Origin of the sequence: [Lactobacillus] rogosae (assembly GCA_900112995.1) — a bacterium.
GTDB classification, from domain to species: Bacteria; Bacillota; Clostridia; order Lachnospirales; family Lachnospiraceae; genus Lachnospira; species Lachnospira rogosae.
The window spans coordinates 24534-36510 of sequence record FONU01000019.1; the positions used below are offsets into that span (position 1 = coordinate 24534).

An 11977-nucleotide genomic window follows, 5' to 3' on the forward strand; every position below is an offset into this window, starting at 1 on the left:
TTTATTAAATATTCATTTCTAATATTTACATAGTCTCTAATGCTTCATTAATTAACATCGTCATCTTATTCGCACCTAAATCTGACAAGTGCTTTCTGGTCTTATCCTATTCTATAATATCGACCATATAAAATCAGAAAAGCCATTATCTTTTAAGGAGTTCTCTATTTCTTCCTGATATCTCTTCTTTATCGCAATTATCACTCCTATATCATCTTTATTACCTTTTACATCTTGTAAATGCAGTACCTTTTTACCACAAAATACTCCATTAGTGCTTTGATTATTTGAAATGACATATCCATCAAATTTCAATCCTCTTTTATCCAGAAATTCTGTTATAATCCCAGACACATCTCCTGTTCCCATCACATATACCTGATTATGCTGTTCTATATACTGTATCATTCTTTCAATTTCATTTTTATATTCATATTTATATTGTATTAATTCATTCCAATACATATCAACATCAAATAGTAATCTGTCATTTACTCTATCTTTCAATTCTGATAAAGCTTCATCCTTAATTTCATTATTTAGCAGAAAGAAAGCTGCCCCTTTATAGAATCCATTTATAATGCCATCTACCTGTTCTTTATATTCATTCTTGGTATATACATTTAACTCAGTAAAAAAACGTGCCATATCTAGAGAAAATGTTATATAATTTTCTAATTCATTAATTTTTTTTGACCACGATCCTGCTGTCATATATCTATATACAGACATAATCCTGTTAAAATAATGTATTTCCCCTTTTGTCGCACAATATATCATTAATGTCCAATCTCCTATACTACATTCCTTAAAAGGCTTGTCCATTATAAACATATTTTTTTTCATAATCATAGATGCTGTCGGGAAACAATTTTTCTTATGAATAAGGATTTCCTGCATCGATACATCTTTATCCTCATCGAAACCATCTATAGCTTCCATTTCTCCTGTTCTGCAATCATAACATATTCCGTTATGTGCAGTCATAACACAATCCTTGTGATTTTCTAAATAGTCAAGCTGCAATTGAACTTTATAGTTATCAATCCAATAATCGTCACCCTCACACCAGGCTAAATAATCCCCCTTTGCATAATTTTCTACAATATTATAAAGTTCAGCCCCAAGCATTTTCTCTCTATGTTTATTTTTCTGCTCATAAAACACCTTAATAATATCAGGATAGTTCTTTTCGTACTCTTTTAAAATATCTATAGTCCCATCTGTTGAAGCATCATCGTGAATAAGTATTTCATATTTGTATTCAGTTTTTTGGTTTAAAAAGCTTTCTATTGTTCTTCTAATATAATCTTTATGATTATATACTACACATAAAATTGTTAATTTTACATTATTTTCCATAGTCTTCTCCTAATATTATTAAGTGTTTATTATTTTAATATATTAAGTACACTTCTAATTCCTTCTTCTATTCCATATGACGGCTTCCACCCAAGATTACATAGCTTTTCTGCATTCAATATCTGGTTTCTTATCGGACTTCTATTAGCAATATCCCGATTAGTTGGATTTTCCATTATAACCTTTGTACCGGCTATTTGAGCTATTGTTTTAGCAAAATCTGCTATAGTCAGCACACTATCAGGATTAGAACAATTATATGCCTCTGCGCTTTTACCATTAATTAATGCTGTTAATATACCAGCAGCACAATCTGCAACATAGCAATATGAACGCATCTGCTCACCAGAACTTTTTAATACTATGTTTTTTCCTTCCATAGCATTTCTTATAAACTGGGCATTAGCCCTGTTATCATTCTTTGTAATAGTTGGACCGTACGTATGACAAGGTCTTACTATCACCACATCAGTCCCATATTCTTTATTATAAGAAACACAGAGATTTTCTGTCGTTCTTTTACTCAATGGATAACATGATCTTGACATAAGAACATCTACATTTCCAAGCTGTTCTTCTTTAACTCCATTTATATCAGCACTTATATTCCCGTATACTTCACCCGAAGAAACGTATAATACCCTTCTCGTGCTATGCTTTCTTGCATACTCTAATATGTTATATGTGCTATTTACATTACCAACTATTGTTTCCACTGGATTATTAGTAAAAGCTGTAGGATATGCATTACCTGCTGCGTGTATTATATAGTCAATATCCATATCGAATTTTATGTCTTTTAACATATCATATTCTACATAATGTACTTTATATGGACACTGGCTGAATCTTTCACTATATCTATCATTATTTCTGCACGCAGCATACACGCATATATTAGCATTATATATCTGACTATATGCCAGTATTGTATCCACTATATATGAGCCAATAGTCCCTGTTGCACCTGTCACCAATATCTTTTTGTTTTTTAACTGTTCTATTCCTACTGTCATACCTATGGTAATTTTTAAATCTTCCATATAAACAGCATTATTATATATCTTCATATGTTATCCCTTTAACCAGTCAGATCTCTTTGCCAATAACAACGCTTTAAATATATCTATATCATCAACTGTCGTTAACTTTATATTCTTTTCAGAACCTGCTGAAAAATAAACCTGCTCACCCATTTCTATCTTAAGCGTACACGAAGCTATTGAATTAGTTATTCCTGCTTCAAGCGCCCTCTTGTGTAAATCACATATATCACCAAGATAAAATCCTTGTGGTGTCTGTGTTCTCTTTAGATTATCCCTCGGATAACTTCCTGTTGAAATTTTACCATCTTCAGTACTTAACATAGCTTCTGCACAAGGTATTGTAGCTATAGCACAACCATACTGCTTTGTCTTAACTATGCAGTCTGATATAATCTCCTGTGATACCATCGGTCTGATTGCATCGTGAATAAGCACTATATCATCTTTATTAAAATGCTGCGCAAGTTCATATACGCCATTTCTTATAGAACCTTGTCCATTATCTCCACCTTTTACAATATATTCCAATTTGGATATATTAAACTGATTAGCATACGCTCTTAATACCTGTTCCCAGCCTTCAAGACAAACTACAGCTATACTGTCTATATCCGCGTGATTTTGAAATGCTTCTAATGTATAGACTATTACTGGTTTTTCGTTAACTGTAAGAAACTGCTTAGGTATGTCCTGATGCATACGTACACCCGAACCACCTGCTATTATTAATGCAATATTTGCCATATTATCACACCTTTTGTTATATATTTTCTTTTTTATATCTATCCTGTATTTCCTGTAACGTAATTTCTTTAGTTAATATTTTTGATGCAGCAACATTTAGACTATTACGGTCTTTTTCAGGTGGTGGCGTCATATAATCACCATATAATAATGTAAGATATCTATCATAATCTTTTATTGCTTTAAACTTCATGCCTTCAAATTCCAGCTCTATATATTCTGAAAAACATTCTGCTGGCATTCCATATTTACAATCCTTTTTAGGATATGGATAAAGTAAATGACTTACAAGTTCTGTATCTTTCTTGTTACATTTATATGCAACTGCATTTCTCATCTTAAATACTACATTTCTAGGAACTCTGTACAAAAGATTATATATACTTCTAAGTAATATATTATTCCCCTTATCCTTACCTATTTCTGAATATAATATTTTTCTAAGCAAAACATTGTATATATAAAATAAACTCCTACCTATTTTATTATCAGGTACATTATCCACAACAAATACATCTATGCATATTCCTGTTTTATATTTTAAATGCTCCTGCCCACTTCTTACATATTCAGTATCTTTATGTCTTAATTTGGCATAGCCCCATCTATAATATGGGTCTGTCCTATATTCCTGTAAAAAGAATTCATTCTTTTTTAATTCTTTTTTACAAGCTCTGTAAAATTTAGCGTATTCATGTCTTGTAAAGATAACATCTGCATCTTCATCCCACGGAACGAATCCTTTATGTCTTACCGCTCCTAACAGTGTTCCTCCATCAAGAGAATAATCTATATTGTATTTTCTACATATTCTATCTACTTCAACAATTAACTCAAGCTCGTTTAACTGTAGATTTCTATGCTGTTCATCTGATAACTTTACAATTGTATTCATTATAAATTACCTCTTTCTAATCTGTGGAAACTTTAATTACCACGCATTTCTTGTATTATTTTATCCTGTTCTTTATAAAATGGATAATTATGAGTAATCTCCTTAATTGGAGTCATATAATTATCTCCGAATTTAATTCTTAAAATTTTATCATATTCCCTAGGTACTGGCACTGTTACTGTTTCAAACGGAATTTCAATCAAATCATCAAACCATTCCTTAGGAAAATGAAAATTATTCTGCCAGATTAATCTCCATATTCCAGCAACTTCATCTGCATCTTCCGGACCATATATACTGCATAATTTCTCCGCTAATCTAAGTAATGCTATTTTAAGAGGAACTGTCCTATCTATTGCAGTACCTGTTAACTGCTCTACCTGTCTTATATAATCATCTACATCTTCTTTAGAAATATCTGGAGATGCAACATTTTCAATAGCTCCTAATATAATATTTACAACTTCTATATGAAGTTCTCTTTCTTCCTTATCTCTTGACAGATAATCAAGTGGAAATATATCAATGCCCAATACATATGGACAACCATGATATTTTTTCATTCTGGCTTCATCATCAGATATCGTAGTCGAATTAACAACCCTTACGATTAATGAATCATACTCTGGTTCTAAATCCATACATAAAATCTTATATTCCTCTGGCAGTTCATCTTTTCCATACTTAATAAAATTCTGTAAGTCATCTCTTTTCATTCCGATATCGATATCATCGTCCCAGGGTATAAATCCTTTATGTCTTACCGCCCCCAATAATGTCCCATAATCTGCAAACCACTTTATATTATGTCTTTCACAAACCTTGCGTATCTCTTCCATAACTTCTATTTGACCTGCCCACGCACGCTTCATCATTGACTGGACTTCAAATCCTTCTCGAATTTCTGTTTCAAAATAACTATCTGGAAATACTGCCATTCTAAATTTCCTCCTTAATGAGCTTTTCAGAAAAATATCTATAAATCTTCTCTCCACAAGTGCCATCTAAATTTTCTGCCAAGTTCCTGCTCTCAACAATTTCTTTCTCTGTTACATTTTCTAAATTATCATTTACAAGATCATCCAAAAAATTATTAATTGCATATTCTTCTGACTCTCTGGCTGCAAAATACGCATATACAGATGGCTTACTAAATGCCTTATCTGCTGGTAAACTGCCTTTTGAATTATCATATATAATATTACTATTTAACAAATAAATAGGTTTCCCTAATACCTCAAACATATTGATAACGGAGCTGTAATCAGAACCTATATATGCATCTGAATATATTATTGTATTGGATACATCTCCTGTTTTGTCATATATTCCATAATCGCAACTGATAAATTCATTTATTAATGCATTATAATCTTCTATCAGCTCTACTCTTAGTGATTTAATTGTTGCTTCCAGCAATGGATGTGGACGCCATATAATAACAACATCCTTTCTTTGTGAAACTATATCAAATAAATTTCTTAATTTATTAATCAAAGACTTATCATTGCCCTCAAATCCTAACAAATCACTTATAGTTGTATTCAACATAATCTTTTTCTTATCTGCTGATTTTTGAATCCATTCTTCTGGCACGCTGACTTTATCTTTACTATTAATTAATTTATCAAATTTGGGTGAGCCTAAAGCTATTACCTTATCAAAAAATCTTTCTTTCTCACACGATTTTTTAGCTGATTTTGATTGGACAACTATGCTGTCACACCTTAATAATGCTGGCAGCTGCTTATATTGGTCTGATATAAAACCTGAATTAACATAATAAGGAACATACACTAAATGCTTTATATATTTCTTTAATTCCACTGTATAATAATCAGGATGAACCGATGTAACAAGATTATATTTATCAAATGGATTATGTATAAACGCTAAATCCGGCTGCATTTCTCCAAGATTATATTCCTCAAAAGGTACTATCGGTACATTCTTTGGAAATCTAAGTGCATCATAACGTGGCTCCCATTGCCCAGTCTGTCTATTTGCATCAAAATATGGTATTGCAACAACCTTACAGTCGAATCTGTTATCCTTTGCAAATTCAACCCATATACTTTCAAGGCTGTCCCACATATCTGCTTTATATGGAAGAAACACTACTCTATATTTAACCTTAACTTCTTTAATCTGCTTAATAACACTATTAACTATATCATTTATCAGCTTGAAATATTTTTCTATTTCAGCATAACTGTCTGTCTGTGAAATACTATATATAATCTCACAATACTGCTCTAATTCACTGACAATATACTTTAAATCTGAATCATTCTTTTCAATTTCATTTCCAACACTAATAGCTGCTTCCTGACATTTGATAAGACATTCATTCAATTCTTCTTTCGTATTGATGTTTATTATGCTTTTCTGAAAATTCAGCAGCGTATTCAGCAGCTGTAAAATATCTTTTTGAGTCCGGTTAAACATATTATACCTATTGTTCCTTCTTTAAATAATCTGTATATGGTTTAAATGGATCTATCAATGCTCCTTTATGACATCCACCACCCTGTCTTGGTGTCATATAATCTCCATACCATTTTTTTAGCACCTCATCATACCCTGCTGGTACTGGCATCTTAAAGCCTTCAAAATCCATATAAATTGTTTCATTAAATGCTGCTTTGGAAAAATATCTGTCATTGTCTCTTACTTCATCTACATAATATCCAACCATATCTGACTGCCCCCAATTATCTAATGTTAATTGCTCAAATATATGCTCTGCACTTATATAATCATTTGATAATTGGACGACTGTATCTGTGTCCATTGTAAATTTTTCTCCAGCAAGCACCCCTTTTAACATTTTTATAGGATTGTTTATGCAGTCAAATAGTTCTCTTTGAACCTTCTTAAATACTTTATCAGTATTAACACCATCATCAAATTCATCTAACGCATTAATATCTATAAACATTCCCTGATTAAATTCTTTTCCCTTATCTGGAAATTCTATTGCTGTAGTACTACTGTTCCTAAGCTTTGAAAAACACCAGGTTCTGCCACAGGAATTATACCAGTCCTGAAAATAATAAGGCTCTTTAAACACATCTTTTGCAACTAATTTTAATTTCTCATAATCATCACGCATCATACATAAATCAATATCATCATCCCAAGGTATAAACCCTTTATGTCTTACAGCCCCGAGTAATGTTCCATATGCTGCATAATATTTTAAATTATGTTTCCTGCAAACTGAATCAAATTGCTGCCATAAATCGAGTCCAACTGCCCATATATGTTTCATTTCTTCCGACACATAATAATCTGCTCGAACCTCCGCTTTATAAAATGCCTCATCAAGTAATAATTCAGTCATAATCTTCTCTTTTCTAATAAATTATCTATCAATATCCAATAATGCTTCTAAGAACTGTTCCATATACTGTCTTTCACCTGTTGTAACTCTTAAGCATTTTCCAAGTGAGCCAATACCAGAATAAGATTTTATTAATATCTTCTTTTCATTTTTCATCTTATTCACTATTTCATCAGCATCTACATTTCTTGGTTTTATAAATATAAAATTGCCCTCCTTAGCATTAACCTTATATCCATTAGCCACTAACTGGTCAATTATATATTTCTTTCCTGTTAACTGCTTCTCAATCAGATCATCTAACATTCCATCTTTTTCTATTATTGCCTGTGCAAATTTCATTGCAAATGCATTAGTATTATGAGGCGTGCAAAGATTAGCAATCATCTTTACTTCCTGTGGCTGGCCCACAACATATCCAAGTCTTAAACTTCCAAGTGAGAACAACTTTGAAAATGTTCTTGTCAATAATATATGTGGATTATTAACCGCATATTGGATAAATGAGTTATCATAAAAATACATATACGCTTCATCAACTAAAATAGTAATTTCATATTTCTTAGCTGCTTCAAGTATCTTTTCAAATTCTTCATTACTATATGCATTTCCCACTGGATTGTTAGGATTTAACAGCACTAATAAATCTACATCCTCGTTAAGTGCATCTATTATCGTGTCTGCTGATATTGTTAAATCATCATCATATTTAACCTGTATGAATTCTCTGCCATACATCTGTGCATACACCTGATACATAGCATATGATGGAACAACACCGACTATTTTTCCTCCCGGTGCTGAAAATGCTTCAATAATATGTCTTATTCCTTCTGATGAGCCATTAACAAGACATATATTGTCATTATTTACATTTAAAAATTGAGCTAAGCATGTTTCAAACTCTAATGTCTCTGGATACTGTGATACAAACTTTGGTGTAATATCTTTTAATACTTCATCAATAAATTCCTGAGGAAGTCCTCCTGGATTTTCATTTAAGTCTAATCTTAAATACTGTTTTCTATTATTCTGATAAACTATTCTATGTAAATTAACTAAATTGGGGTTCACATAATACATTTACTTTTCCACCTTTAAATAATATTCTTTTTCTTAACAAATTCTTCAACTATTGCTGTTATTGCAATAGATTCACCAGCTGTAAGCTTGTATGACTTTTCTCCATTTCCTCTTATCTTAGCAACGAACTCACTTATTTCATATCTAAGTCCATCGCCTACAAATTTAGGTTCATAATGGTCTATTATTGTTTCATCCTCATACCTTACATCGAATTTCTCTGTAAGCCACCAAGGTGACTGTGCTATAACATAGCCTTTTGTTCCTGCAACTATAAGCTGTCCTTCTGATTTAACCGCCATACCAACCTTTGCAGTTGCCATAGCATTTTCATATCTTATCTGAATTTTTGTATAATCATCTGTACCCAATTCATTATTAATACTGTCAAAAGACACTGATTTATAATCTTTGCCCAATATTTTTATTATTGGCATAAGTGCATTACCACCATATTCAAGAAATGCTCCGCCATACTTTGCATCTGTCCTTTCTCTTGAATTAACAGATGCAATTCTTGAAAAACAGGCCTCCACATCACATATTTCTCCTATTTTTCCACTTTGAACAACATTAAGCAGCTGCTGAAATCCTGGACAATATGCCGCCTTTATAGCTTCCATAAGTACAACATTGTTATCAGAAGCAATATCATATAGCTCTTCACTGTCTTTCTTGGTAAACGCTAATGGTTTTTCACATAGAACATGTTTATGTGCAAGTAATGCTTTCTTTACATAGTCATAATGAGTCTCGTGTGTAGATGCTATATATACAGCATCTACATTTTCCAGAAATCTATCATACTGTTCTGTTTCAATTGCAATTTCATATTCAGAACACTTTTTCTTGAATTTATTCACGCTCTCTATATCCGGATTATAGGCACTTGTAACAATAAGCCCACTTGCATATCTTGCCTCGGCAACAAATCTTTCTGCAATACGCCCTGTTCCTACTATACCCATTTTAGTAATTTTATAATTGCTTCCTCTAAGCATTGTTGACGATATATTAGGTGTCCTATCCAAATAAACAACATCACAGAATGCTTTTAAATAATCAAATGTTCCTACCCAGTCTGAACCAACCGTAAATATATCTACACCATATTTCTGAATGTCCTCTATCTTCTGACCTTCGTGATCTTCAACTATAATCATATCCGCAAAGCCAGTCTTTTTGACATTTTCTATTCTTTTCATAATAGGGTCAACTACATTTATTTTTCCACGCCACTCATCAAAATGTTCTGTTGTAACACCAACTATAAGATAATCTCCTAATGCCTTAGCTCTTTCAAGCAATTTATAATGTCCTTCATGGAACAAATCATATGTTCCATATGTAATAACTTTCTTCATTAATAATCCTCCATGATTATGCATTCAGATTAACTAAATGTATTCTCACAACAATTTACAGCTTATATTTATGTATGCTGTTCCAAATATTCCTGCTGTTTCTTATAAAATGGGTAACTATGTGCCGCTCCCGTTCTCCTTGGTTTCATATATTCTTCACCATAATTAAGTCTCAATATACCATCATACCCTTTAGGTACTGGGACTTTGATATACTCAAATGGAACCCATTCTGTTTCATCAAACCATTCAAGAGGCATAATATAATTCATCTGTCCACGAATTCTTCGACCCATTTCACATAAATAATCTGACTCTTCCCTATTTGATAACATTGCAATATTGTCCGACATTCTCCATAACTGCTGTTTTAATGTATTATCTCTTATAAATTTAGTTTTACATATATCTTCTATCTTAACTAACCTTGACTCTAATTCGCCATTTTTACTCAGCTCTTCATATCTTTGTGCAACGTCATATATAATTCCATAAACAAGCAACTGTGTTTCAGCAAACTCTTTATCTCTCGGAACATAATCCATCGGATTAATATCTATTCCTGCAACATATGGAAAATTGTAGAATTTATTTTGAATTTCCAGAGGCAGAGGCACTTTATTATAATTCATAATCGCAGCGCTTGGCTGACAATGCGTTCCCTCTGTATATAGACTGCTTACATAGAAATCAGTATAAATATCCTTATTCTTAAATATATCCAGCAACTTCATATAGTCTTCTCTTGGCATATCAAAGTCTATATCATCATCCCAGGGAATAAACCCTTTATGTCTTACAGCTCCTAAAAGAGTTCCCCAGGATGCATATATTCTAAGTCCATACTGATTACATATATCCAATAATTCACAGGCAAGTTCCATCTCTACAACCCACGCACGCTTCATCATAGATGAAATCTTAAACCCACATCTTTCTTCTTCCTTGAAATAATTATCATCCAACTCCAGCATCCTTGCTACCTCTTAAATCTTATCAATATATCCAATATACTGCTGTCTAGTAAGTCCACTCTCAATCAGCTTATATAATGCCATCTGTTTAACAAGTATTGCACTATATGGCGACTTCGTTATATCTTTAACCTCGCTTAATGCTTTCTTAGCAAGTGGAACATATCGCTCATAATCTATTGTTATTTCTCTCTGCTTTGCAAAATCAAGAATTTCATATAAATATGTATGAAGAAAATACAGCTTAATCTCCTCATAATATTCTTTAAAATATGAAGTATTCTTCATAAACTCCCAGACCATTAACTGAACCTGGCTATGCTGAAATAAAGTTTCTTTCTCCTTCATATCATTACGCATAGTTCCGTTATTGTTCTGTCTATATATATATAATTTATCGGCCATTTTCACCAATTTATTAGCATAAAAGAGTAATGGATACACAAATAATGGTTCTTCGTATATAACATTTTCTGCAAATGCTGTATTGGCATCAATAACCATTGACCTTTTATACAGCTTATTCCAGCATCCATATGTGAATTTTTCCATAACAAGCATCTTTTTTCTATCGTCTGATGACTTTATTTCAAAATACTCATCAGTCACTTCATTCTTATTAGGAATAATGCCAACATTTTCAAAATAATAATTATAATTAAACTGTACTATATCAGCATCTTTCTCTTTCGCCCTGGAATATGTCTTTTCAAATAATTCCGCTTCCACCCAGTCATCTGCATCAACAAATGCTATATATTCACCGGAAGCATACTTTAACCCTTCATTTCTTGCACCGCCCTGTCTTCTATTATGAGGAAGGTCTATTATTATTATAGATTCCGGATATGCCTTTTCTATTTCATTAAGCATATTCCACGTCTGTCCATCGTCCGTGGAGGCATCATTAACAAATATCAATTCCAGATTATCGATTCCAATGCTCTGTCCTACAAGTGACATAAAGCACTTAGGCAGCCACTTTACGGCATTATAGCACGGAATAATCACGCTTACTTTTTTCATATTTCCTCATTTCTACTACAATATATTTATGGTTAATATTCCTTACACCCAGCAAGGCACCATCCATCTTGTCGCTAATTGTGCTCATACCACTCTTAATTTCTACGCACATTTTATTCTTAACTATTTTTACATAT

11 protein-coding genes are annotated in these 11977 nt (G+C 32.2%); all 11 read right to left on the reverse strand.

The window, feature by feature from the left end; translation table 11 throughout:
• Positions 1-111 precede the first annotated feature (111 nt).
• The 11 genes from BM157_RS09245 to BM157_RS09295 all read right to left on the reverse strand — a co-directional run bounded on the left by BM157_RS09245 (position 112) and on the right by BM157_RS09295 (position 11840).
• Positions 112-1362 carry a glycosyltransferase gene (locus tag BM157_RS09245; protein ID WP_090140831.1) on the reverse strand — a complete coding sequence of 417 codons (1251 nt, stop codon included), beginning with the start codon at positions 1360-1362 and terminating at the stop codon, positions 112-114.
• Between the two features lie 29 nt (positions 1363-1391).
• A complete protein-coding gene (locus BM157_RS09250; RefSeq protein ID WP_090140834.1) occupies positions 1392-2432 on the reverse strand; it encodes an NAD-dependent epimerase/dehydratase family protein in 1041 nt (346 codons plus the stop codon).
• Between the two features lie 3 nt (positions 2433-2435).
• Positions 2436-3152, reverse strand: a complete 717-nt coding sequence (locus BM157_RS09255; protein WP_055177004.1) for an IspD/TarI family cytidylyltransferase — start codon at positions 3150-3152, stop codon at positions 2436-2438.
• 16 nt (positions 3153-3168) lie between these two features.
• Positions 3169-4047, reverse strand: coding sequence for a LicD family protein (locus BM157_RS09260; RefSeq protein ID WP_207643414.1), 879 nt, complete (start codon positions 4045-4047; stop codon positions 3169-3171).
• 32 nt (positions 4048-4079) lie between these two features.
• Positions 4080-4985 carry a LicD family protein gene (locus tag BM157_RS09265; RefSeq protein ID WP_055177001.1) on the reverse strand — a complete coding sequence of 302 codons (906 nt, stop codon included), beginning with the start codon at positions 4983-4985 and terminating at the stop codon, positions 4080-4082.
• A gap of 1 nt (position 4986) precedes the next feature.
• Positions 4987-6495, reverse strand: a complete 1509-nt coding sequence (locus BM157_RS09270) for a CDP-glycerol glycerophosphotransferase family protein (protein WP_055176998.1) — start codon at positions 6493-6495, stop codon at positions 4987-4989.
• 7 nt (positions 6496-6502) lie between these two features.
• On the reverse strand, positions 6503-7393 hold the full coding sequence (locus tag BM157_RS09275) for a LicD family protein (protein ID WP_055176995.1): 891 nt from the start codon (positions 7391-7393) through the stop codon (positions 6503-6505).
• A 21-nt stretch (positions 7394-7414) separates the two neighbouring features.
• Positions 7415-8476 (reverse strand): pyridoxal phosphate-dependent aminotransferase, encoded by a 1062-nt coding sequence (locus BM157_RS09280; protein ID WP_055176992.1) that lies wholly within the window; start codon positions 8474-8476, stop codon positions 7415-7417.
• A 14-nt stretch (positions 8477-8490) separates the two neighbouring features.
• Entirely contained in the window at positions 8491-9840 is a 1350-nt protein-coding gene (locus tag BM157_RS09285; RefSeq protein ID WP_055176987.1) for a Gfo/Idh/MocA family oxidoreductase, read from the reverse strand.
• 68 nt (positions 9841-9908) lie between these two features.
• Entirely contained in the window at positions 9909-10814 is a 906-nt protein-coding gene (locus BM157_RS09290) for a LicD family protein (RefSeq protein ID WP_055176984.1), read from the reverse strand.
• A 12-nt stretch (positions 10815-10826) separates the two neighbouring features.
• Positions 10827-11840: a glycosyltransferase family 2 protein gene (locus BM157_RS09295; RefSeq protein WP_055176981.1), complete on the reverse strand. Its 1014-nt coding sequence runs from the start codon at positions 11838-11840 to the stop codon at positions 10827-10829.
• Positions 11841-11977 lie beyond the last annotated feature (137 nt).

Bases quoted from the DNA above. Each gene is read 5' to 3' on its own strand.
- BM157_RS09295 (WP_055176981.1), bottom strand. From the start codon at position 11,840: ATGAAAAAAGTAAGCGTGATTATTCCGTGCTATAATGCCGTAAAGTGG.
- BM157_RS09290 (WP_055176984.1), bottom strand. From the start codon at position 10,814: ATGCTGGAGTTGGATGATAATTATTTCAAGGAAGAAGAAAGATGTGGG.
- BM157_RS09285 (WP_055176987.1), bottom strand. From the start codon at position 9,840: ATGAAGAAAGTTATTACATATGGAACATATGATTTGTTCCATGAAGGA.
- BM157_RS09260 (WP_207643414.1), bottom strand. From the start codon at position 4,047: ATGAATACAATTGTAAAGTTATCAGATGAACAGCATAGAAATCTACAG.
- BM157_RS09255 (WP_055177004.1), bottom strand. From the start codon at position 3,152: ATGGCAAATATTGCATTAATAATAGCAGGTGGTTCGGGTGTACGTATG.
- BM157_RS09275 (WP_055176995.1), bottom strand. From the start codon at position 7,393: ATGACTGAATTATTACTTGATGAGGCATTTTATAAAGCGGAGGTTCGA.
- BM157_RS09270 (WP_055176998.1), bottom strand. From the start codon at position 6,495: ATGTTTAACCGGACTCAAAAAGATATTTTACAGCTGCTGAATACGCTG.
- BM157_RS09265 (WP_055177001.1), bottom strand. From the start codon at position 4,985: ATGGCAGTATTTCCAGATAGTTATTTTGAAACAGAAATTCGAGAAGGA.
- BM157_RS09280 (WP_055176992.1), bottom strand. From the start codon at position 8,476: ATGTATTATGTGAACCCCAATTTAGTTAATTTACATAGAATAGTTTAT.
- BM157_RS09250 (WP_090140834.1), bottom strand. From the start codon at position 2,432: ATGAAGATATATAATAATGCTGTTTATATGGAAGATTTAAAAATTACC.
- BM157_RS09245 (WP_090140831.1), bottom strand. From the start codon at position 1,362: ATGGAAAATAATGTAAAATTAACAATTTTATGTGTAGTATATAATCAT.